General features: G+C 70.8%; 19 protein-coding genes and 1 rRNA gene. 13 read left to right on the top strand and 7 right to left on the bottom strand.

Annotated elements, in window-relative coordinates; all coding sequences use genetic code 11:
- The first annotated feature begins 179 nt into the window (after positions 1 to 179).
- The 3 genes from rrf to ACGFY9_RS32375 all read left to right on the top strand — a co-directional run bounded on the left by rrf (position 180) and on the right by ACGFY9_RS32375 (position 2816).
- Positions 180 to 296, top strand: a 5S ribosomal RNA gene (rrf, locus tag ACGFY9_RS32365).
- A gap of 205 nt (positions 297 to 501) precedes the next feature.
- Entirely contained in the window at positions 502 to 1968 is a 1467-nt protein-coding gene (locus ACGFY9_RS32370; protein WP_393760034.1) for a hypothetical protein, read from the top strand.
- The gene (locus ACGFY9_RS32375; protein WP_393760036.1) at positions 1968 to 2816 is read left to right on the top strand and encodes a hypothetical protein; all 849 of its coding nucleotides are present in this window, start codon (positions 1968 to 1970) and stop codon (positions 2814 to 2816) included. The genes ACGFY9_RS32370 and ACGFY9_RS32375 overlap by 1 nt, the downstream gene beginning before the upstream one ends.
- Before the next feature lie 81 nt (positions 2817 to 2897).
- Here the strand turns inward: ACGFY9_RS32375 and ACGFY9_RS32380 are convergent, their stop codons facing one another.
- Positions 2898 to 4190 carry a DUF1015 domain-containing protein gene (locus ACGFY9_RS32380; RefSeq protein ID WP_393760038.1) on the bottom strand — a complete coding sequence of 431 codons (1293 nt, stop codon included), beginning with the start codon at positions 4188 to 4190 and terminating at the stop codon, positions 2898 to 2900.
- A gap of 72 nt (positions 4191 to 4262) precedes the next feature.
- On the opposite strand from ACGFY9_RS32380, the gene ACGFY9_RS32385 reads away from it, so the two are divergent.
- The 4 genes from ACGFY9_RS32385 (at position 4263) to ACGFY9_RS32400 (ending at position 8414) form a co-directional block, all read left to right on the top strand.
- Entirely contained in the window at positions 4263 to 5291 is a 1029-nt protein-coding gene (locus tag ACGFY9_RS32385) for an HAD hydrolase-like protein (RefSeq protein WP_393760040.1), read from the top strand.
- A 95-nt stretch (positions 5292 to 5386) separates the two neighbouring features.
- Positions 5387 to 6430, top strand: coding sequence for a FecCD family ABC transporter permease (locus ACGFY9_RS32390; protein WP_393760042.1), 1044 nt, complete (start codon positions 5387 to 5389; stop codon positions 6428 to 6430).
- Positions 6427 to 7521 (top strand): FecCD family ABC transporter permease, encoded by a 1095-nt coding sequence (locus ACGFY9_RS32395; protein ID WP_393760044.1) that lies wholly within the window; start codon positions 6427 to 6429, stop codon positions 7519 to 7521. Before ACGFY9_RS32390 ends, ACGFY9_RS32395 begins: the two co-directional genes overlap by 4 nt.
- On the top strand, positions 7518 to 8414 hold the full coding sequence (locus ACGFY9_RS32400; protein ID WP_393760046.1) for an ABC transporter ATP-binding protein: 897 nt from the start codon (positions 7518 to 7520) through the stop codon (positions 8412 to 8414). Before ACGFY9_RS32395 ends, ACGFY9_RS32400 begins: the two co-directional genes overlap by 4 nt.
- Here ACGFY9_RS32400 and ACGFY9_RS32405 read toward each other — a convergent pair.
- Positions 8398 to 8745 carry an SCP2 sterol-binding domain-containing protein gene (locus ACGFY9_RS32405; RefSeq protein WP_365308509.1) on the bottom strand — a complete coding sequence of 116 codons (348 nt, stop codon included), beginning with the start codon at positions 8743 to 8745 and terminating at the stop codon, positions 8398 to 8400. The two genes, ACGFY9_RS32400 and ACGFY9_RS32405, sit on opposite strands and share 17 nt — an antisense overlap.
- A 42-nt stretch (positions 8746 to 8787) precedes the next feature.
- Here ACGFY9_RS32405 and ACGFY9_RS32410 point away from each other — a divergent pair, with 42 nt between their 5' ends.
- The 5 genes from ACGFY9_RS32410 (at position 8788) to ACGFY9_RS32430 (ending at position 14561) form a co-directional block, all read left to right on the top strand.
- On the top strand, positions 8788 to 9105 hold the full coding sequence (locus tag ACGFY9_RS32410; RefSeq protein ID WP_393760048.1) for a hypothetical protein: 318 nt from the start codon (positions 8788 to 8790) through the stop codon (positions 9103 to 9105).
- 7 nt (positions 9106 to 9112) lie between these two features.
- The gene (locus ACGFY9_RS32415; protein WP_393760050.1) at positions 9113 to 9928 is read left to right on the top strand and encodes a TlyA family RNA methyltransferase; all 816 of its coding nucleotides are present in this window, start codon (positions 9113 to 9115) and stop codon (positions 9926 to 9928) included.
- A complete protein-coding gene (locus ACGFY9_RS32420) occupies positions 9925 to 10830 on the top strand; it encodes an NAD kinase (protein WP_019059337.1) in 906 nt (301 codons plus the stop codon). The genes ACGFY9_RS32415 and ACGFY9_RS32420 overlap by 4 nt, the downstream gene beginning before the upstream one ends.
- Before the next feature lie 127 nt (positions 10831 to 10957).
- On the top strand, positions 10958 to 12676 hold the full coding sequence (gene recN / locus ACGFY9_RS32425) for a DNA repair protein RecN (protein WP_393760487.1): 1719 nt from the start codon (positions 10958 to 10960) through the stop codon (positions 12674 to 12676).
- Between the two features lie 745 nt (positions 12677 to 13421).
- On the top strand, positions 13422 to 14561 hold the full coding sequence (locus ACGFY9_RS32430) for a glycosyltransferase family 4 protein (protein WP_393760052.1): 1140 nt from the start codon (positions 13422 to 13424) through the stop codon (positions 14559 to 14561).
- Between the two features lie 23 nt (positions 14562 to 14584).
- On the opposite strand, the gene ACGFY9_RS32435 is transcribed toward ACGFY9_RS32430, so the two are convergent.
- The 5 genes from ACGFY9_RS32435 to ACGFY9_RS32455 all read right to left on the bottom strand — a co-directional run bounded on the left by ACGFY9_RS32435 (position 14585) and on the right by ACGFY9_RS32455 (position 20607).
- Positions 14585 to 16231, bottom strand: a complete 1647-nt coding sequence (locus ACGFY9_RS32435) for a PucR family transcriptional regulator (RefSeq protein ID WP_365308514.1) — start codon at positions 16229 to 16231, stop codon at positions 14585 to 14587.
- 44 nt (positions 16232 to 16275) lie between these two features.
- Positions 16276 to 17658, bottom strand: a complete 1383-nt coding sequence (locus tag ACGFY9_RS32440; RefSeq protein WP_393760054.1) for an FAD-binding oxidoreductase — start codon at positions 17656 to 17658, stop codon at positions 16276 to 16278.
- 130 nt (positions 17659 to 17788) lie between these two features.
- Positions 17789 to 18004, bottom strand: a complete 216-nt coding sequence (locus ACGFY9_RS32445) for a DUF6243 family protein (RefSeq protein WP_393760056.1) — start codon at positions 18002 to 18004, stop codon at positions 17789 to 17791.
- 62 nt (positions 18005 to 18066) lie between these two features.
- Complete coding sequence (locus ACGFY9_RS32450) at positions 18067 to 18684, bottom strand: exonuclease domain-containing protein (protein WP_393760058.1); 618 nt, start codon at positions 18682 to 18684, stop codon at positions 18067 to 18069.
- 120 nt (positions 18685 to 18804) lie between these two features.
- Positions 18805 to 20607 (bottom strand): glycoside hydrolase family 15 protein, encoded by a 1803-nt coding sequence (locus tag ACGFY9_RS32455; RefSeq protein ID WP_393760060.1) that lies wholly within the window; start codon positions 20605 to 20607, stop codon positions 18805 to 18807.
- A gap of 533 nt (positions 20608 to 21140) precedes the next feature.
- On the opposite strand from ACGFY9_RS32455, the gene ACGFY9_RS32460 reads away from it, so the two are divergent.
- Positions 21141 to 22808, top strand: coding sequence for a CTP synthase (locus ACGFY9_RS32460; RefSeq protein WP_393760062.1), 1668 nt, complete (start codon positions 21141 to 21143; stop codon positions 22806 to 22808).
- The last annotated feature ends 19 nt before the right edge of the window (positions 22809 to 22827 follow it).

Here is a 22827-nt window from a genome sequence, read left to right on the forward strand (position 1 = left end):
GTTGATAGGCCGGATCTGGAAGGCGGGTAACCGCTGGAGGTGACCGGTACTAATAGGCCGAGGGCTTGTCCTCAGTTGCTCGCGTCCACTGTGTTAGTTCTGAGACAACGAACAGTTGTCGGCTAGAGCTTGAACCACACAAAAGAAAAGTGTGCTTGTTCGCTCGAAACCATTAGGGTTTCGGTGGTCATAGCGTGAGGGAAACGCCCGGTTACATTTCGAACCCGGAAGCTAAGCCTTACAGCGCCGATGGTACTGCAGGGGGGACCCTGTGGGAGAGTAGGACGCCGCCGAACAATATTTGGAGGACCCCTGGTCCCAGCGTTCACGCTGGAACCAGGGGTTCTTTTGTTTTTCCAGAAACTTTCAGAAACACAGTCCGGAGCGCGCCGAGTAGCTGGTTGCGCGAGAATGACTTGCGGTACCGAAGACAGGAGTCACCGATGTCCACCAACTCTCCCGAGGACCGACCCGAGCGCGAGGAGCGGCGACGGGACAGTGGTGACCGCGGCGACCGTGGCGGGTACCGCGGAGGCCCGAGCCGTAGCAACGATCGAGGAAACGACCGCGGCGGCAGCAGCGATCGCGGTGGCTACGGCCGTCGCGACGACAACCGCGGCGGCGCCCCTCGCCGCGATGACCGTGGCGGTGCCGGCAGCGGTGGCGGTGGCGATCGCGGTGGTTACCGTGGCCGCGACGACCGTTCCGCCGGCCCTCGTCGTGATGACCGGCCCGCTGGCCCGCGCCGTGACGACCGTCCGTCCGGTCCCCGTCGCGATGACCGCGGTGGCGAGCGCGGAGGCCGTCCCGGTGGCTTCCGTGGGGACGACAACCGTGGTGAGCGGCCCGCGTTCCGGCGTGACGACCGCAGCGACAACCGTGGTGGCGAGCGTCGCGACGACAACCGAGGCGATCGAGGTGGGTTCCGGCGCGAGGACAGCCGGGGCGAGCGTCCGCCGTTCCGCCGGGACGACAACCGCGGTGGCGGTGGCGGTTTCCGGCGTGACGACAATCGCGGTGAGCGTCCGCCGTTCCGCCGTGACGACCGTGACAACCGGGGCGAGCGTCCTGCCTTCCGGCGTGACGACGAGCGTGGTGACCGTGGCAGCTACCCCCGCCGTGACGACCGGCGCGATGACCGCCGTAGCGACGACCGTGGCAGTGGCGATCGCGGTGGTTACCGTGGGCGTGACGACCGTTCTGCGGCTCCTCGTCGTGACGACCGTCCGTCCGGTCCGCGTCGTGATGACCGTGGTGGGGATCGTCCGGCCTTCCGTCGGGACGACAACCGTGGTGAGCGGCCTCCGTTCCGTCGTGACGACCGCAGCGACAATCGAAGCGACAACCGGGGTGGCGAGCGTCCGCCCTTCCGCCGTGATGACCGTAGGGACGACCGCCGTGACGGTGACCGTCCCACCTTCCGGCGCGACGACGACCGTGGTGACCGTGGCAGCTACCCCCGCCGCGACGACCGTCCGTCCGGTCCGCGTCGTGATGACCGTGGTGGGGATCGTCCGGCCTTCCGTCGGGACGACAACCGTGGAGAGCGTCCGCCGTTCCGCCGTGACGACCGTGACAACCGGGGCGAGCGTCCTGCCTTCCGGCGTGACGACGACCGCGGTGACCGTGGCAGCTACCCCCGCCGCGACGACCGTTCCGCCGGCCCGCGTCGTGATGACCGGCCCGCTGGTCCGCGTCGTGACGACCGTCCGTCCGGTCCCCGTCGCGATGACCGCGGTGGCGAGCGCGGAGGGTTCCGTCGGGATGACAGCCGCGGTGAGCGGCCGGCGTTCCGGCGTGACGACCGCCGCGATGACCGGCGTGACGACCGTCGGGGCGACGACCGGCGTGGTGGCGGCAGCCGGTTCCGTGACGAGCGGGAGCGTGACCGTGAGCCGATCAAGCGGCTGCCGATCCCCGAGGACGTCACCGGCGAGGAGATCGACAAGGACGTACGCCAGGAGCTGATGAGTCTGCCGAAGGGGCTCGCGGAGGACGTCTCCAAGAACCTGGTGATGGTCGCCCGGCTCATCGACGAGGACCCCGAGGGCGCCTACGCCTACTCCAAGATCGCCCTGCGGCTGGCGTCGCGCGTCGCCGCCGTACGAGAGGCGGCCGGGTTCGCCGCGTACGCGAACCAGAAGTACAGCGAGGCGCTGGCCGAGTTCCGGGCCGCGCGGCGGATGACCGGCAGCGTGGACCTGTGGCCCGTGATGGCCGACTGTGAGCGTGGGCTCGGGCGGCCCGAGAAGGCGCTGGAGATGGCCGGGGCCGCCGAGGTGCACAAGCTCGACAAGGCCGGGCAGGTCGAGATGCGGCTCGTCGCGGCCGGCGCCCGGCGTGACATGGACCAGCTCGACGCGGCCATCGTCACCTTGCAGAGCCCGGAGCTGGCCTCGAACACCGTGCAGCCGTGGACCGCGCGACTGCGGTACGCCTACGCGGACGCCCTGCTCGCCGCCGGGCGTGAGGGCGAGGCGCGGGAGTGGTTCGCCAAGGCCGTGGAGTCCGACAAGGACGGCAGCACGGACGCGTCGGACCGGCTCGCCGAGATGGACGGTGTCGAGTTCGTCGACGCGTTCGTCGAGGACGAGGACGACAGCGACACCGTGATCGACGCTGAGACCGAGGTCGATGACGAGGTCGAGGTCGAGTCTCAGGACGACGTCTCCGTAGTCGACGAGTTGGACGACGAGGACGACGACATCGAGGACGAGGACGAGGACGAGGTCGAAGCCGCGGCCGAGACCAAGGAAGACGTCGGCAAGGAAGATGTCCTTCTTAAAGAAGAAGACGAAGACGACGACAAGAACTGACCTACGTCAGTGAAGTGACAAGGGCGGGACCCAGCACCTGGGGTCCCGCCCTTTCGCGTCTCGGGTGTTGATGGCCGCGTCTCAGACGTCCAGCGCGCGCAGTACCAGCCCCGACGCCGGCTTAGGGCCGAACGACGTCGACTTGCGGGGCATCGTGACGCCCTGGCGGGCCAGGTCGCGTACGACCTCCTCGCGGACGGGGTGCATCAACACGGCCGTACCGCCGTCGCGTTCGGCCTTGCGGACCGTGGCGGCGGTGTCGTGGATGTAGGCGATGTGGGCCGGGTCGTCCTCAGGGATGTGCCAGACGTGGTCCAGGAGGGTGGCGTGCAGGACCGTGGCGTCCAGGGTGCGCCACGCGGTCGGGCGGTCGCCCGGGATCGTGCGGGCCAGGAGGTCCGGGTCCGGGTGGTCGACCAGGTGGAAGGCGCCGTCGCCCGCTAGGAGGAAGGCGTTGCCCTCGCAGGCCGCGTCGGCGAGGGCGTCCAGGGCTTCCGCGAGGGGCACCTCCAGGTGCCGTACGCGGAACAGGCCCTCCAGGGCGGCGAGGGCGGCGGAGACCGGGACGCCGTGCAGGAGCCGGTGGATCGCACGGACGCGGAGCGGGTAGCGGGCCGTGTCCACGAGGAGGACGAGGCCGTAGTCCCAGGGGCTGGGGGAGGGATGCTCCGCGCGTAGACGTCGATACGTCGCCCAGCGGTGGTGGCCGTCGGCGATCAGGGCCTGGTGGTGGGCGAGGTCCTGCTGGATGCGGGCCAGGTCGGCGGGGTCGGTGACCGACCAGAGGCGGTGGCTGTACCCGTCCTCCGTGGTCGTCGACAGGAGTGCGGGGTCCTGGGCGATGCGCTCGACGATCGTCGTGGTGTCGGCCGGTGTGCCGTTGCCCCGATAGGTCAGGAGCAGGGGTTCGAGGTTCGCCGAGGTGGCGCGCATGAGGGCCGCGCGGTCGGCGACCACATGCGGCATGACGTCCTCGTGCGGCAGGACCACGCCCTCCGAGGGGTCCGACAGGCGCAGGGCGCCGATGATGCCGCGCTGCAACATGCCGTTGCCGTCGTGCTGTTCGTACACGTACAGGCCGGGCTCGGGGTCCGTGGTGAGGACTCCCTCGGAGAGCCAGCGGTGCAGGGTGTCGGCGGCCTGTTCGTTGCGGGCACTCGGGGTGACGGCCTGCGGGAGGATCAGCCGGACGATGTTGTGCGGGTCGGCGTCCTGGAGATGGTGCAGGCCGTCGGGGCGTACGACGACGTCGTACGGTGGGGACGTCACGGCGGCCAGGCTGCCGACCAGGTCGGGGTCGTAGCGAAGGCCTCGGAACGGAGTGAGTTCCAGGCCTCGGCGCTCCGTTGCTTCCGAGTGACCTGCGGTGTTCATCCCGGCATCGTACGTGTGTCAGTGGCATGCGGGATGATCGGGTGAAAGCGATCGAACGAGGAGCGATGTGGAATGAGCCAGAGCGTCAGGACGAGCCCCGACGGCAGTGGCCGGGCCCTGAGCGAGGCGTACGACACGGCGCTGCTCGATCTGGACGGGGTGGTGTACGCGGGGGGCAACGCGATCGCCCACGCGGTCGACTCGCTCGCCACCGCCCGCGCGGGCGGTATGCGTCTGGCCTACGTCACCAACAACGCTCTGCGGACGCCGGATGCCGTGGCCGAGCACCTCACCGAGCTGGGCATACCGACCGGTCCCGACGACGTCATCACCTCCGCGCAGGCCGTCGCCCGGCTGATCAGCGAGCAGGTGCCTGCGGGGTCTCGGGTGCTGGTGATCGGCGGCGAGGGACTGCGGGTCGCGCTGCGCGAGCGCGGGCTTGAGCCCGTCGAGTCGGCGGACGACGAGCCGGTGGCCGTCGTGCAGGGCTACGGCGGCCCCGACCTGGCCTGGGGGCGGTTCGCGGAGGCCTGTTACGCCATCGCGCGCGGGGTGCCGTGGTTCGCGTCCAACACCGACCTGACGATCCCGAGCGCGCGCGGCATCGCGCCGGGCAACGGCGCGGCGGTGGAGGTCGTACGGATAGCGACCGGGGCCGAGCCGCAGGTGGCGGGCAAGCCGTTGCCGCCCATGCACAAGGAGACGATCCTGCGGACGGGCGCCGAGCGGCCGTTGGTCGTGGGCGACCGGCTGGACACGGACATCGAGGGGGCGTTCAACGGGGAGGTGGATTCCCTGCTCGTCCTGACCGGTGTTACCGACGGCGCTCAGCTCCTCGCCGCGCCGCCGCAGCACCGGCCGACGTACGTCGACGCCGATCTGCGGGGCATGCTCACCGGGCAGCCCGAGGTCACCGGGGCGGGAGACGGCTTCCGGTGCGGTGGCTGGACGGCGACGGCGGGCCGTGACCGGCTGGAACTCGACGGTGAGGGTGAGCCCTTGGACGGGCTCCGGGCGCTCTGCGCTGCGGCCTGGACGGCGGCGGGGGACGGTTCCTGCGCGCTGGACGGGGAGAAGGCGCTGGCGCGACTGGGGCTGTGACACGGGGGAGGCGGGCTCGGCATCCAGGGCTCTGAACGGCGGTGAGGCGGGACTCGGCCTCCAGATCGCGTGCGAGGGTAGGCTAACCTAACCACGTGTTGGTCGACAGTCCCCCAGAACAGTGCGCGGAGACCGCCCCCGCGCCCCCAACCCGCCGGGCGATACGTGTCCTTGGGCTCTTCGCCTCCGCGGCGCTCCTGGTCCTCGTGGCCCTGGCGAGCATCGCGATCGGCGCGAAATCGCTGCCCTTGGGGGATGTGTGGCACGGCCTGTTCCATGACTCGGGGACGTACGCGGACGTCGTGGTCGGCGACCGGATCTCCCGTACGGTCCTCGGGCTGCTCGCCGGTGCCGCGCTCGGCCTGTCCGGCGCCGTCCTCCAGGCGCTCACCCGCAACCCTCTCGCCGACCCCGGTCTGCTCGGCATCAACGCCGGCGCCTCGGCCGCGGTCGTCACCGCGATCACCTACTTCGGTGTCACCTCGCTGAGCGGCTACGTCTGGTTCGCCTTCGCGGGCGCGGCAGTGGTCGGCGCGCTGGTCTGGTTCCTGGGCGGCAGCCGCGGCGCCACCCCGGTCCGCCTCGCGCTCGCCGGCACCGCGATCAGTGCCGCGCTCTACGGCTATCTCCAGGCCGTCATGATCATGGACGACGCGGCGCTGTCCAAGATGCGCTTCTGGACGGTCGGTTCACTGGCCTCGGCCACCGGCTCGACGATCACGCAGGTCGCGCCGTTCTTCGCGGTCGGCACGGTGATCTCCCTGCTGCTCGCCCGGCCGCTCAACGCGGTCGCGATGGGCGACGACACCGCCCGCGCCCTCGGCGCCGACCTCAACCGGACCCGCGCGCTCGCCATGCTCTCCGCGACCGTATTGTGCGGAGCGGCCACCGCCGCCTGCGGCCCGATCGTGTTCGTCGGCCTGATGGTGCCGCACGTGGTGCGCTCCTTCACCGGGCCCGACCTGCGCTGGATCCTGCCGTACGCCACGATCCTGTCGCCCGTGCTGCTGCTCGGGGCCGACGTCCTGGGCCGGTTGATCGCGCGGCCCGCGGAGCTTCAGGTCGGCATCGTCACCGCGGTCATCGGCGGGCCGGTCTTCATCTATCTCGTGCGGCGCCGAAGGACGACTCAGCTGTGAATCTCTCTTCAACGACGGCGCAGGACGGCCCAGTTGAGAAGGCCGCCCCGACTCGGGCTCTCCGTGCGCGGGCCGTACGGACCGGCGCTCTCTCCTTCCGCCTCGACCTCCGAGCCTTCACGGTCTTCGTCCTTCTCCTGGTCTGCGCGCTCGCCGCGAGTGTCGTGCTGATCGGTACCGGGGACTTCCCGATCCCGGCCGATGACGTCCTCAAGACGCTGTTCGGGGGAGGGGACGCGGGCCAGGAGTTCATCGTCAACGAGCTGCGGCTGCCGCGTGTCCTCGTCGGGCTGCTGGTCGGCGCCTCGCTCGGGCTCGGCGGTGCGCTGTTCCAGTCCATCTCCCGTAATCCACTGGGCAGTCCGGACGTGCTCGGCCTCTCGCAGGGGTCGACGGCCGGGGCGCTCGTCGTCATCGTGCTGTTCTCCGGCAGCGCGACCGCCGTCACCCTCGGGGCGCTCGTCGGCGGTCTGGTGACCGGGGTCGCGATCTATCTGCTCGCCTGGAAGCAGGGGGTGCACGGGTACCGGCTCGTCCTCGTCGGCATCGGCGTCTCCGCCGTGGTCACCGCCGTCAACGGCTATCTGCTCACCAAGGCCGACCTCGTCGACGCGGCCCGCGCGGTCGTGTGGATGACCGGTTCCCTCAACGGCCGTGACTGGACCCAGGTCTGGCCGCTCCTCGCGTTGTGCGCCGTACTGCTGCCGCTCGTCCTCGCCAACGCGCGCGGGCTGCGGATGATGGAGATGGGCGACGACGTGTCGTACGCCCTCGGGGTGCGCGTCGAGCGCGTACGGCTGCTGCTGATGGTGGCCGCCGTGCTGCTCACCGCGGCCGCGACCGCCGCCGCCGGACCCGTCGGTTTCGTGGCCCTTACGGCGCCGCAGCTCGCCCGGCGCCTGACCCGCTCTCCGGGTCCGAACCTGGTGCCGTCGCTGTGCATGGGCGCCACCTTGCTGGTCACCGCCGACTGGGTCTCCCAACGGGCGTTCGGCGCCGACCAGTTGCCCGTGGGCGTGGTCACCGGAGTCCTCGGCGGGGTCTACCTGCTGTGGCTGCTGGTCACCGAGCGCAAGGCGGGGCGGATATGAGCAACCAGAACGGCCTCAGCAGCGGGCTGAACAATCGAAGGAGCACCGTGAACCGCCTGTCCGCCGAGAACGTCACCCTCGCCTACGACCAGCGCGTCATCGCACGCGAGCTGTCCGTGGAGATTCCCGACAACTCCTTCACGGTGATCGTCGGCCCGAACGCGTGCGGCAAGTCCACGCTGTTGCGTGCCCTGTCGCGGATGCTGAAGCCGAACGAGGGCCGGGTACTGCTCGACGGGCAGGTCATCCAGTCGATGCCGGCGAAGAAGGTCGCGCGCACCCTGGGCCTGCTCCCGCAGTCGTCCATCGCGCCCGACGGGATCACCGTCGGCGACCTCGTGGGCCGCGGCCGGTACCCGCACCAGGGCATCCTGCGCCAGTGGTCCCACGAGGACGAGCGGGTCGTACAGGAGTCGATGGCGCAGACCGGTGTCGCCGAGCTCGCCGATCGGTACGTCGACGAACTGTCCGGCGGGCAGCGGCAGCGCGTGTGGATCGCGATGGCGCTGGCCCAGCAGACGCCCCTGCTGCTGCTCGACGAGCCGACCACCTACTTGGACATCCAGCACCAGATAGACGTCCTCGACCTCTGCGCCGAGCTGCACGAGGAGCAGGGCCGCACGCTGGTCGCGGTGCTGCACGACCTCAACCACGCCGCCCGGTACGCCACCCACCTCATCGCGCTGCGGAAGGGCGCGGTCATCGCGGAGGGAGCGCCGGGCGACATCGTCACGGCCGAGCTGGTCGAGGAGGTCTTCGGGCTGCGCTGCCAGGTCATCGACGACCCGGAGACGGGGACGCCGTTGGTGGTGCCGGCGGCGCGCAAGGCACGCGCGCGTGCGGGAGCCCCTGCGGGGGCAGGGGCCGCAGCGGTGGCTACAGAAGCTTCCTGAGGCGGAACAGGTCGAACACGTTGGCCTCCAGCTTCACCCGGCCCGAGCCCCAGGCCTTCGCGAAGTTCAGACCGCCATTGACCATGGCGACCAGGTCGTCGCCCGCCATGGTCAGCCTGATCTGGGCCTTCTCCGCCGGAAGGCCCTGCACGGTCTCGTCCACCACGATGCGGCCGCCGGTGAGCCGGCCGACGAACGTGACGTCGAGGTCGGTGATCCGGCAGCTGACCGAACGGTCCATGGCCGCGGCGGCGCGGACATTCCCATCGGCCTTCTGCATGTTGTCCGAGAGCTTCTCGAGTGCGACGCGGCACTCTTCGATCGTTGCCATCGTGATCGACGGTACCCCAGGCCTTCGGGGTAGCGTCTGGGCATGAGCGACTCATTGCCCGAGGCCGAGGTCGGGGCCGTAGCAGAGGGTGTTCCGGCGGGTGTTCCGGAGGCCGTCGTGGAGGCGGAGCCCGCGTACGACCCGGCCGCCCCTGCGCCCCTGAACGTGGACCGCACCCCGAGTGGAAACGCCGACGTCGACGCCCAGCTCGGGCGGCTTGCCGACACCGACCACCTCGCCACGGACGGACATGTCGAGGTGTACGAGGATGTACACCGGGGGCTGCGCGACGCGCTCACCGCGCTCGACGCCCGCCCGGGACCTCCGGCGCCCCCATCGACGTACGACCGCAGGAGCTGAACCGAACGTGGCAGGAGTGGCACGCCGACGTCTCGACGCCGAGCTGGTCCGACGGAAGCTCGCGCGGTCGCGGGAGCACGCGAGTCAGCTGATCGCCGCCGGCCGGGTCACGGTGGGCAGGACCGTCGCGACGAAGCCGGCCACCCAGGTGGAGACGGCGGCCGCCATCGTCGTCGTAGCGGATGACGACGACCCCGACTACGTGTCGCGCGGTGGCCACAAGCTCGCGGGCGCGCTGGAGGTCTTCGTGCCGCAGGGGCTTGTCGTCGAGGGACGGCGGGCGCTGGACGCCGGCGCGTCCACCGGGGGCTTCACCGATGTGCTGCTGCGGGCGGGTGCCACGCAGGTCGTGGCGGTCGACGTCGGGTACGGGCAACTCGCGTGGTCTCTTCAGAGCGATGAACGCGTCACCGTCAAGGACCGTACGAACGTACGCGAGTTGACGCTTGAAGCGATCGATGGGGAGCCTGTGGATCTAGTCGTGGGGGATCTGTCCTTCATCCCGCTCGGGCTGGTGCTGCCCGCCCTGGCGCGGTGCACGAAGCCGGACGCGGACCTGGTGATGATGGTCAAGCCGCAGTTCGAGGTGGGGAAGGAACGGCTGGGGAGCGGCGGTGTCGTACGCAGCCCCGAACTCCGGGCCGAAGCCGTACGCGGTGTCGCCCGGCGGGCCGCGGAACTGGGACTCGGGGTGAAGGGCGTCACCGCAAGCCCGCTGCCCGGGCCCTCCGGGAATGTCGAGTACTTTCTGTGGCTGCGGGCCGGCGCACCCGAACTGGACCCGGCCGATGTTGACCGTGCAGTGGCGGAGGGGCCGCGTTGACACAGAACCGAGCTCGTACTGTTTTCCTGCTCGCGCACACGGGCCGGCCTGCGGCCATCCGGAGCGCGGAGCTGGTCGTCAAGGGGCTGCTCCAGTCCGGAATCGGAGTGCGCGTCCTGGAGTACGAGGCACGCGACCTGCCGCTTCCTGACGAGGTGGAGACGGTCACCGAGGCCACCCCGCAGTGCCTTGAGGGCTGCGAGCTGCTCATCGTCCTCGGCGGAGACGGCACGCTGCTGCGCGGCGCGGAGTTCGCGCGGGCGTCCGGGGTGCCGATGCTCGGCGTCAACCTCGGCAGCGTGGGGTTCCTCGCGGAGGCGGAGCGGGACGATCTCGACAAGGTCGTGGACCGGGTGGTCACGCGGGCGTACGAGGTCGAGGAGCGGATGACCGTCGATGTCGTCGTGCACAAGAACGGCAACATCGTGCATACGGACTGGGCGTTGAACGAGGCGGCGGTGCAGAAGGCCGGCGCCGAGAAGCTGCTGGAAGTCGTCCTGGAGATCGACGGGCGGCCGGTGACTGGGTTCGGGTGTGACGGGATCGTTTGTGCGACGCCCACGGGGTCTACGGCGTATGCGTTCTCGGCCGGTGGGCCTGTGGTGTGGCCCGAGGTCGAGGCGTTGCTGATGGTGCCGATCAGTGCGCATGCGTTGTTCGCGAAGCCGTTGGTTACCTCGCCGGATTCTGTGCTTGCCGTTGAGGTGTTGCCGCACATCCCTCCGGGGGTCTTGTGGTGTGACGGGCGGCGGACTGTTGAACTGCCTGCCGGGGCTCGGGTTGAGGTCAGGCGGGGGGCTGTTCCTGTGCGGCTGGCTCGGCTGCACCATGCGTCGTTTACGGATCGGCTTGTTGCGAAGTTCGCGTTGCCTGTTTCGGGGTGGCGGGGGGCTCCTCAGTAGCTGCGGGCCGGTGGGGGTTGAGCGCGCAGTTCCTCGCGCCCCTTCGGGGCGCTTCCCTCGCGTGGGTGACAGGGTGCCTCGCGCTTCTCCCTCCCTACCTCGTAAGGTCTTCACCGTGCTGGAAGAGATGCGGATACGGTCGCTCGGAGTCATCGACGATGCTGTCGTCGAACTGTCGCCGGGGTTCACCGCTGTCACGGGTGAGACCGGTGCGGGCAAGACCATGGTCGTCACCAGTCTCGGGCTGTTGCTCGGAGGGCGGGCGGACCCGGCGCTGGTGCGGATCGGGGCGAAGAACGCGGTCGTGGAGGGGCGGATCTCCGTGCCCCCGGGAGCCTCTGCCGTCCTGCGGGCCGAGGAGGCCGGTGCCGAGCTGGACGACGGGATGCTGCTCATCAGCCGTACCGTTTCCGCCGAAGGGCGGTCCCGGGCGCATCTGGGCGGGCGTTCCGTGCCGGTGGGGTTGTTGGCGGAGTTGGCCGACGACCTTGTCGCCGTGCATGGGCAGACCGATCAGCAAGGGTTGTTGAAGCAGTCCCGGCAGCGGCAGGCGCTCGACCGGTACGCCGGGGACGCCGTCACCGGGCCGCTCACCAAGTACGCGGAGGCGTATCGGCGGCTGCGTGCCGTCGCCGTCGAGCTGGACGAGATCACCACGCGCGCGCGTGAGCGGGCCCAGGAAGCCGACATGCTGCGGTACGGGCTCGACGAGATCGCGGGCGTCGAGCCGCGCCCCGGGGAGGACGTCGAACTCGCCGCCGAGGCCGAACGGCTCGGGCACGCCGAGGCGTTGGCGTCCGCCGCTACGGCGGCTCATGCCGCGCTCGCCGGCAACCCCGAGGACCCCGAGGGCATCGACGCGGCGACCCTCGTCGCGGGTGCGCAACGCGCCCTGGAGGCCGTACGGTCGCACGACTCCGAACTGGCCTCGCTCACCGACCGGATCGGTGAGATCGGCATCCTTCTGGGCGATGTGGCGGGGGAGTTGGCGGGTTACGCCGACGACCTGGACGCCGATCCGCTGCGGCTGGCCGCCGTCGAGGAGCGGCGGGCCGCCCTCAACGCGCTCACCCGGAAGTACGGCGAGGACATCACCGCCGTCCTCGCGTACGCCGAGCAGGGGGCCTCGCGGCTGACCGAACTCGACGGCGACGACGAGCGCATCGACGAACTGACCGCCGAGCGGGACGCGCTACGGGGTGAACTGGGCGGCCTGGCGCAGGCGTTGACCGACGCGCGTACGGAGGCCGCCGAGCGGTTCGCCGCGGCGGTGACTGCGGAGTTGGCCTCCCTCGCGATGCCGCACGCGCGTGTGTCGTTCGAGATCCGGCAGACCGAGGACCCGGAGGGCGTCGAGGTCGGCGGCCGTGCGGTCGCCTACGGCCCCTCGGGCGTCGACGAGGTCGAGTTGCTCCTTGCCCCGCATCCGGGCGCTCCGCCGCGGCCCATCGCCAAGGGCGCGTCCGGTGGTGAGCTGTCCCGCGTGATGCTCGCCGTGGAGGTCGTGTTCGCGGGGACGGATCCTGTACCGACGTACCTCTTCGACGAGGTCGACGCCGGCGTCGGCGGCAAGGCGGCGGTCGAGATCGGGCGGCGCCTCGCCAAACTCGCGAAGACCGCGCAGGTCGTCGTCGTGACCCACCTGCCCCAGGTCGCCGCCTTCGCCGACCGGCAACTGCTCGTCGAGAAGACCAACGACGGTTCCGTCACCCGCTCCGGCGTGAAGGTCCTCGAAGGCGAGGACCGCGTACGGGAGTTGTCCCGGATGCTGGCCGGCCAGGAGGACTCGGAGACGGCGCGGGCGCATGCGGAGGAGTTGCTGGCGACGGCACGGGCGGACGGCTGAGGGGCTGTTCCGTAGGGGTGCCGTCACTTGCTCCGGTATGAGGGTTCTCGAAGGCGAGGGCTGCGTACGGGAGTTGTCCCGGATGTTGGCTGCCCAGGAGGACTTGGAGACGGCCTTGCCACTGTCGCCGCCGCGCGTGTCCGCCCGGCGGTCGGGTTCGCGGTTCTGGCGGCGGGTGAGTTTGGTGGGTACGACGATGTAGTTGGGACGGTGAAGTCACCAGCGGGGCCGTCAAGTCGTTCGGGATCTCCGCTGCCGGGCTCGTTGCCGGGGCGCTGCTCAAGGAGCGGGCTCTCTACAAGGCGCAAGGCGCGGCCGTCGTCGCCGGCAACGGGCGGGGCGGGCGGCGCATGCCGCCGTGGTGGCGGCCGCGGCGGTCTACGGAGACCGGGTGAGTGTGCTGGCGCGGGCGCTGTGAGTGGGGCGGTGAGTTGAGGGGTGGGGGAGCGGGCGGCGGGCTGGCGCGGTTTCTGAGCGAGCCCCGGCCCGCCCAAGCCTCAGCCCCGACCTCACCGACCCCGCCCCGCCCGCCACAGAACCCCCCGCCGCCTCACTCGTACGGGTGATCCCCGCGCCTCTGTTGCCCTTCCGCACAGCCCCCACACCTTCCCGCGTTGTCGGAACACCCGTACGTGCTGGCATCCTTGAGACGGAACGCGTAGGAAGCGTGCGGTACACCCCCTCCGCCCGATCCTTCTGTACTTTCTTCGTGACCGCCCGTCGCCGAACCAGGAGCCCCGGCCACGTGACCCCCGTGAGCAGCCACTCACCGCACGGCCAGTCGCCGCTGCGCACCGTGCAGGTGCTCGGCGGAGGCAATGCCGCCAGTAGCGCGCATGTGCGCTCCCTGGCCTCCGGGCTCGTCGCGCGGGGCGTGCGGGTCACTGTGTGCGCCCCCGTCGAGGCCGATCACACCTACGACTTCACGGGCGTCGGTGCCGAACACGTGCACGTGCCGCGCAGCAGCGACCCGTCGTCCGTCGCGGCGCTGCGGGCGGCCTGCGCGGACGCCGACCTCGTCCACGCGCACGGCCTGCACGCCTCGTTCCGCGCCGTCCTCGCTCTCAGTGGCCGCCGCACCCCGCTCGTCGTGACGTGGCACAACCGCGCCCATGCCGAAGGAGCGCGGGCGCACCTGCTGCGGCTGCTGGAGCGGCGGGTCGTGAAGGCCGCCGTGATCGTCCTCGGGACCACGTCCGATCTGGTCGACCGGGCCCGGCGGACCGGCGCCCGGGACGCCCGCCTCGCCGCCGTCGCGCTGCCCGGGCCGCGCCGGTCCGCCGTAGACGATGATGATCCCGATCGGCTGAGCCCCAAGCTGCGGGCCGAACTCGGCGCCACCGACCGCCCGTTGCTCATCGCCGTCGGCTCCCTCGACCGGCAGCGGGGCTACGACACGCTCCTGGACGCCTCGCGCGGCTGGTGCCGCCTCGATCCGACGCCGTTGCTCGTGATCGCGGGGGAGGGGCCGCTGCGGGGCGAGTTGCAGCGCCGGATCGAGAGCGAGGAGCTGCCGGTGCGGCTCATCGGGCGGCGGGACGATGTCGGTGAACTGCTCGCCGCCGCCGATCTCGCGCTCCTGCCCAGCAGTTGGGAGTCCCGCTCGGTGATCGCCCAGGAGGCCCTGCACGCCCGCGTACCGCTCGTCGCGACCGCCGTCGGAGGCATCCCCGAACTCGTCGGCGACGCCGCCGAACTCGTGCCCTACGGCGACGCGAAGGCCCTCGCCGACGCGGTCACCGGACTGCTGCGCGACCCCGAACGCCGGGAACTGCTCCGGGAGAAGGGCGCCCGGCAGTCGGCCAGTTGGCCCACGGAGGACGAGACGGTCGCCCAAGTGCTGAGCGTCTACGACGAGTTGACCCAGCCCCTGCCGCTGACCTGAGACGGACTTACGTACTTGGGGACTTATGGCACGAGCCTGCGGGCTCGCAGCGCCAGGCTCAACGCCAGTACCGTCTGCGGGTCTTCGAGGTCCGTGCCGAGCAACTCCCCGATCCGGGCGAGCCGGTTGTAGAGGGTCTGCCGGTTGAGGTGCAGCTCGCGGGCCGTCTCCGCCTTGCGGCCCGCGTGCGCCAAGTACGTTTCCAGGGTGGGCAGTAGGGGTGGCTTGGAGCGGTTGTCGTGGTCGCGGAGCGGGCCGATCGCGCGGTCCACGAAGGCCGCGAGGTCCGGGTGGTCGCGGAGGCGCCAGAGCAGCAGCTCGATGTCCAGGCGGCGGGCGTCGTACCAGGGTTGGTCGGTCAGACCCTGTGCCGCCGTCGCCGTTTCGGCCGCGTGCCGTAGACCCGCCGACGCGGCCGCCCAGCCGCCGGCCACGCCGACGACCACGATCGGCGGCTGTGCGCCCGGGCGTTGCATGCCGGCGCGCTCAACTCCCGCGCGCAGGGCCGCCGCCACTCGGTCCGCGACCGCCGACCGCTCCGACTCCGAGCGCAGGCCGAGGAGCAGGGGGACGCGGCCCTCGACCGGTCGTACGCCGAGCAGGACCGGGACGCCCACCGAGGCCAGTTCCTCGGCGACCGCGCGGGCCAGGACCGCCCAGCCGCCGCCGGGGGCGGCCAGCGCGTCGCCCAGCCGCATCACCACGGGCAGCAGCGGGCTGGTGCCGGGCTTGAAGCCCAGTACCCGTGCCTGTGCCGGGGCGTCCTCGGCGGCGATGCGGCCCTCGGCGAGGTCGGTGAGGAAGTCGCCGCGTCCGCGTGCCGCCAGCTCCTCCTCCTGGCGGGCCTGCATCAGGACCACGGCGAGGATGTCGGCGGCCCGTTCGGCGGCGATGCGGTGCACGGGAGCGAGCGGCGCCCGTACCGGAAGCAGGACGATCCGCGCCCGCACCGAACCCGTACCGGGACCGCCGCCCGGCACGTCCACCACCACCGAACCGGCGGGCGGCGAGGCGTCCTTGTGCTGGCCGCGCAACCCCTCCCACACCTGGAGCGGGTCGGCGCCCTCGGGTCCCGACCCCGCCGCGTAGAGGAGTTGGCCGTCCGGGGTCTCCAGGAAGACCGGGTTGCCGCTGAAGTCGGCCAGGATGCCCAGGACTTGGGGGATCCCGCCGCCGCCGAGCAGGGCCTCCGTGCAACGGCGGTGGACCTCCTCGGCCTGTTGGAGCAGCGCGTAGTGGCCGTTGACGATCTCGGTGTGGATCTCCTCGGTGACCGCGACGAACGGCACCTCGCGGTGCAGCTGGACGAGGGGGAGGCCGGTCGCGCGGGCCGTCTCGACCAGGGTGGCGGGGAGACGGTCGAAGCGCGGGCCGAGTTCGACGACCAGGGCCGCGATGCCGCGCTCGGCGAGGGTGCGGACGAACGCGCGCTGCTCCGCCGGGCGCGTGCCGAGGCCGTAGCCCGTGGTCAGGAGGAGTTCGCCGCCCTTGAGGAGGGAGGCGATGTTCGGGACCTCGCCCGCGTGCACCCAGCGCACGGTCCGCTGCAGCCGGTCGGCGCCCGCCAGGATCTCCGGCAGTCCGCTGCGCAGCCCGGGCAGCTCCAGCGCCCGCTGAACGGTGATGCCGGCGCCCTGGCTGTCGAATGTGCTGTCCGTACGGCTGTCCATGCAGCGGACGGTACCTGCGCGGATGCCCTGTGCACATCTCGGGGCTAAGCAGGCGCGATGTTGTGGTTGTAGCGGAACACGTTGTCGGGGTCGTACTCCCGCTTCACCGCCGCCAGCCGCCGGGTGTTCTCGGCGCCCAGGCCCGCCGTCACGCGGTCCGTGCCCTCGTCGCCGATGAAGTTGAGGTAGGCCGCGCCGGTGCTCCAGGGCTGGACCCGGGCGCGGACGTCCCTGACCCACGCGATGCAGCGTTCGTCGTCGGCCGCGTCCTCCCACATGCCGAAGGGGTGCACGGCCCAGGGCGCGTTCCGGAACGGCAGCGGGTACTCGGCGGGGCCGGACGCGATCGCGCCGCCCTGCGGGAACAGCACGTGCTGGGTGCCTGTGGGGACCGGCATGCTCTCGCCGAGGGCGCAGAAGACGTCCGTGAACTCGTCGGGCGCGCCCGTCAGGTACTCCGCGGACCAGTAGTTCCGCATATCCGGCGGATCGTCGAACATCGTCTGGAATATGGCGTAGGGCAGCGCGGTGACGATCTCGATGTCGTGCGGCAGGGCCAGCAGCGGCTGGGCCAGCTTGCGCATGTCCTCCTCGGCGCCGACGTAGGTGATCAGCGCGCCGCACAGCCGCTTGCCGACCAGGTGCTCGGGGACGAACTCCTCGGGCGGGGCGGTCAGATAGATGACTCCGCCGCTCGCCTCCTGCGGGCCGGTCTCGATGATCTCGCGGTAGGTGCGGACGACGTCGGGGCCGTGCTCGGGCTCGTACATCACCATGGCGATGGAGAATTCGGGCAGTTCGTGCAGTCTCAGGGTGAGCGCGGTGGCGATACCGAAGTTCCCGCCGCCGCCGTGGAGTGCCCAGAAGAGTTCCGGGTTCTCCTCGGCGCTCGCGTGGACCACGTTCGAGTCGGCGGTCACCAGGTCGACGCCGAGCAGGTTGTCGACGGCGAGACCGAAGGCGCGGTCCAGCCAGCCGGTGCCGCCGCCGAGGACGAAGCCGCCGACGCCGGTCGTGGAGGCCCGGCCGCCGGTGGTGGCGAGACCGTGTTCCTGGGTCGCGCCGTCCAGTTCGCTCATGGTGGCCCCGCCGGCGATCCGTACCGCTTGGGCCGCGGGATGGACCGTGGCCTCGCGCATATGGCGCAGGTCCACGACGAGCGCCCCGTCGCCCAGTGCCATGCCCGCGACGCTGTGCCCGCCGCCGCGCACCGCGATCGGCAGATCCAGTTCGCGCCCGAAACGTACGGCCCGTACGACGTCGGCCTCGGACACGCACTGGGCGATTACGGCCGGCCGCCGGTCGATCATCGCGTTGAAGACGACACGGGCGTCGTCGTAACCCTGATCCCCCAGGGCGAACACGTCGCCGACCAGATCCTCGCGCAACGCGGTGAGAGCCGCGCCCGCCGTCGAGAGGGAAGCCATGGCCGCCCCCCTTTCAGAAAAGGGGCTTTTGTCCGCTTCCAGCCTAGGCGGGTGACGTGCGGCGGTCGCGCCGGTCCGCCGCACGTCACCAAGCCGTAAGGATCAGCCGGCCGTGCCCTGCTGCGGTGCGTCAGCTCTTTGCGGTGTCGTCGCCCGCCTGCCCGGCGGCCTCAGCCGCGGCGGCCTTCTCGCGCATCTTGCGCACCAGCTCCGCCTTCTGGTCGGCCGCGCCCTGGCGGTCGAGGTTGCGGTGCGGACCGTGGTTCTGCCGTTCGGCGCGGGACTGCTTCTTGCGCTGGCCGCCGCCCATGCCCACGGGGTTGTTGATGTTCTTGCTCACGGTCACGGGTTCTCCCGGTAGTGATGTGGAGTGATCTACGGATTCATCGGAAGAACACGACAAGGACGTTACCCGGTTCCGTCGGCCCCGCCCACCAACCTGTTCGCCGCCGCGGGCGTTGTGCCCGGCCAGGCGCCCCGCTCCGACAGCTGGAGAACGAGGGCGGCGATGTTCCAGGCGTCGTCCTCGCCGCGGTGGTGACGGCCTTCGAGCCGCAGCCCGGCGATCTCCAGGGCCTGCGCCATGCCAGGGCGTTTGCGCAGGCCGTACGCCTCGGTGAAGGCCGCTTTGGCGTTGGTGTGATGCCGGCCGAAGGGATAGGGCGTCCGGGTGTTCCGGCACTGCAGGGTGAACTGGTTGCGGTCGTAGTCGCCCCAACTGGCCCAGGGGCGGGACCCGGCGTGGTGGTCGGCCGCCAGCAGCCGGCACGCCTCGGCGAAGCCGACTCCTCCGTCCACCTCGTGCTGCGTGAGGCCGGTCAGCTCCGTGCAGAACTCGCTGACCGTGGACCGGACGGGACGCACCAGGATCCGATGCCGGGCGAGGCGCTCCGCGCCGGCCAGGTCGACGACGGTCAGCCCGATCTCGATGATCTCGCTGACCGCACCCGGCGGCCGGCCGCGGTCCCAGCAGGTGGCTTCGACATCCACGATGTTCAGGAGCCGCCCGGCCCCGGTGCTGTCCATGGCGGGAAGGGTAGGGACGAGTGGTGGCCGGGGCACCTGGATTTTCCCGCCGCGGTGCGGATACGGCGGTGCCGCTGCCCCCGGGCACATCTCGGGCCCGGGGCGCGTGCTCGGCGGGTGTCAGCCGCCGTAGGCCCCCGAAGCCGTCAGGCGCAGGGCCGTGTCGATCAGGGGGACGTGGCTGAAGGCCTGCGGGAAGTTGCCGACCTGGCGTTGCAGGCGCGGGTCCCACTCCTCGGCGAGGAGGCCCAGGTCGTTGCGGAGCGACAGGAGCTTCTCGAAGAGCTTGCGGGCCTCGTCCACGCGGCCGATCATCGCGAGGTCGTCCGCCATCCAGAACGAGCAGGCCAGGAACGCGCCCTCGTCGCCGGGAAGGCCGTCCACGCCCTCGTCCGTGCCCGAGGTCGGGTAGCGCAGGATGAAGCCGTCCGGGGTGGACAGCTCGCGCTGGATCGCCTCGATCGTGCCGATCACGCGCTTGTCGTCCGGGGGCAGGAAGCCCATCTGCGGGATGAGCAGCAGCGAGGCGTCCAGCTCCTTCGAGCCGTACGACTGCGTGAAGGTGTTGCGCTCCTTGTCGTAGCCGCGCTCGCACACGTCCCGGTGGATGTCGTCGCGCAGCTCGCGCCATTTCTCCAGCGGGCCGTCCGCGTCGCCCGACTCGATCAGCTTGATCGTGCGGTCGACGGCGACCCAGGCCATCACCTTGGAGTGCACGAAGTGGCGGCGCGGGCCGCGCACCTCCCAGATGCCCTCGTCGGGCTCGTCCCAGTGCTTCTCCAGGTAGCGGATCAGCTTGAGCTGGAGGAGGGAGGCGTAGTCGTTGCGGGCCAGGCCCGTCATGTGGGCCAGGTGCAGGGCCTCGGTGACCTCGCCGTAGACGTCCAGCTGGAGCTGGTGCGCGGCGCCGTTGCCCACCCGGACCGGGCCCGAGTTCTCGTAGCCCGGCAGCCAGTCCAGCTCCGCCTCGCCGAGCTCGCGCTCGCCGGCGATGCCGTACATGATCTGCAGGTTCTCCGGGTCGCCTGCGACGGCCCGCAGGAGCCATTCGCGCCAGGCGCGGGCCTCCTCGCGGTAGCCGGTGCGCAGGAGCGAGGAGAGGGTGATGGCCGCGTCGCGGAGCCAGGTGTAGCGGTAGTCCCAGTTGCGGACGCCGCCGATCTCCTCCGGGAGGGAGGTGGTCGGCGCGGCGACGATGCCGCCGGTCGGGGCGTACGTCAGCGCCTTCAGCGTGATCAGGGAGCGGACCACTGCCTCGCGGTACGGGCCGTGGTACGTGCACTGGTCGACCCAGTCGCGCCAGAAGTCCTCCGTGGCCTCCAGCGACTGCTCGGGCTCGGGGAGCGGCGGCGGCTGCTTGTGCGAGGGCTCCCAGGAGATGGTGAACGCGATGCGGTCACCCGGTGCGACCGTGAAGTCCGAGTAGGTGGTCAGGGACTTCCCGTAGGTCTCGCAGTCGGTGTCGAACCACACGGAGTCGGGACCCGCGACGGCGACCGTGCGGCCCTCGTGCTTGTGCACCCAGGGGACGACCCGGCCGTAGGAGAAACGCATCCGGAGGGCCGAGCGCATCGGGACGCGGCCGGAGATGCCCTCCACGATGCGGATCAGCTGGGGGGCGCCGTCGCGAGGGGGCATGAAATCGGTCACGCGGACCGTGCCTCGCGGGGTGTCCCACTCGGACTCCAGGATCAGCGAGTCGCCGCGGTAGCCGCGCCGGACCGCGGTGGGCGGAGGCGCGTCGGAGGCGTGGGCCGGGCCCAGCCGCCAGAAGCCGTGTTCCTCGGTGCCCAGCAGACCGGCGAAGATGGCATGGGAGTCGAATCGGGGCAGGCACAGCCAGTCCACCGTGCCGTCCCGGCAGACCAGGGCAGCGGTCTGCATGTCTCCGATGAGTGCGTAATCTTCGATGCGCCCGGCCACGTGCAACTCCAGTCGAACGGCCACGTCGCCCCATGGAAAAGGGGCGGTCGCTGTGTGCGGTCAAGGGATCGTTTGTAGTGCGTCGTTGAGGCATGAAGCAAATGACGGTCGTTGCTCAACGAACTGACGAGCTCTCGTTGTTCCGGGTAATACGGGCGGGGGTGGTGCCGTGTTCCGGACCGGCTCGGCAGCGAGTGTCCGAGCAGGATACGACGCACGTAGATGATCTGTGTGCCGCTCTCGCCAACGGACCTGGGCCGAACGGGTGAGCACCCGGTGAGAAGCAGGTAACCAGGGCGCGTCTGTGTCGACGGGAGGCGTGTTCATGCCGACGCAGGCCGCGTCCGTGTCGGGGCGGGTGCGGAGCGTGGCCGGAAGCCATCCCCTCCGGGCGCTGATACCCTGGTAGCCCGTGGACCGGTGGGCAGGAAACCCCCGAACCGCAGCGACGGCTCCTCCAGAAAAACCCGGATTCTCCGGGCGGGCAGCCGTACCGCACCCCAGACCGCGACCACGGGAGCCCCCTCTTGGCCATGCCGCCCGCTGCTTTCCGAAACAGCAACACCACGACGACCAAGCACATCTTCGTCACCGGGGGTGTCGCCTCCTCACTCGGCAAGGGCCTCACCGCCTCCAGCCTCGGCATGCTCCTCAAGGCGCGGGGCCTGCGCGTCGTGATGCAGAAGCTCGACCCGTACCTGAACGTCGACCCCGGCACGATGAACCCCTTCCAGCACGGTGAGGTGTTCGTCACCAACGACGGCGCCGAGACCGACCTCGACATCGGCCACTACGAGCGTTTCCTCGACCGCGACCTGGACGGCAGCGCCAACGTCACCACCGGCCAGGTCTACTCGACGGTCATCGCCAAGGAGCGGCGCGGCGAGTACCTGGGCGACACGGTGCAGGTCATCCCGCACATCACCAACGAGATCAAGCACCGCATCCGGCGCATGGCGACCGACGAGGTCGACGTCGTCATCACCGAGGTCGGCGGCACGGTCGGCGACATCGAGTCGCTGCCGTTCCTGGAGACGGTCCGCCAGGTCCGCCACGAGGTCGGCCGCGACAACGTGTTCGTGGTGCACATCTCCCTCCTGCCCTACATCGGCCCCTCGGGCGAGCTGAAGACCAAGCCGACCCAGCACTCGGTCGCGGCCCTGCGCAACATCGGTATCCAGCCCGACGCGATCGTGCTGCGCTCCGACCGCGAGGTGCCCACCGCGATCAAGCGCAAGATCTCGCTGATGTGCGACGTCGACGAGGCCGCCGTGGTGGCCTGCCCCGACGCCCGCTCGATCTACGACATCCCGAAGACCGTGCACAGCGAGGGCCTGGACGCCTATGTCGTCCGCAAGCTGGACCTCCCGTTCCGTGATGTGGACTGGCGGACCTGGGACGACCTGCTCGACCGCGTGCACAATCCGCTGCACGAGATCAACCTCGCGCTGGTCGGCAAGTACATCGACCTGCCCGACGCCTACCTCTCGGTCACCGAGGCGCTGCGCGCCGGCGGGTTCGCCAACAAGGCCCGCGTGAAGATCAAGTGGGTCACCTCCGACGACTGCAAGACCCCGGCGGGTGCCGCGGGACAGCTCGCCGACGTGGACGCGATCTGCATCCCCGGCGGCTTCGGCGACCGCGGTGTCTCCGGCAAGGTCGGCGCCATCCAGTACGCCCGCGAGCACAAGATCCCGCTGCTCGGCCTGTGCCTGGGCCTCCAGTGCATCGTGATCGAGGCCGCGCGCAACCTCGCCGGCATCGCGGACGCCAACTCCACCGAGTTCGACGCGGCCACCGGCCACCCGGTCATCTCCACCATGGCCGAGCAGCTCGACATCGTCGCCGGCGAGGGCGACATGGGCGGCACCATGCGCCTGGGCATGTACCCGGCCAAGCTCGCCGAGGGCTCCATCGTGCGCGAGGTCTACGACGGCAAGGAGTACGTCGAGGAGCGCCACCGCCACCGCTACGAGGTGAACAACGCCTACCGCGCCGAGCTGGAGAAGAAGGCCGGGCTGCAGTTCTCCGGCACGTCCCCGGACGGCAAGCTCGTGGAGTACGTGGAGTACCCGCGCGAGGCGCACCCCTACCTCGTCGCGACCCAGGCCCACCCCGAGCTGCGCTCCCGCCCGACCCGGCCGCACCCGCTCTTCGCGGGCCTGGTCAAGGCAGCCGTGGCACGCAAGACGGGCAAGTAGTACGAAGGTTGTACGGTGA

It is taken from the genome of Streptomyces sp. NPDC048504 (genome assembly GCF_043200035.1).
Lineage (GTDB): Bacteria > Actinomycetota > Actinomycetes > Streptomycetales > Streptomycetaceae > Streptomyces.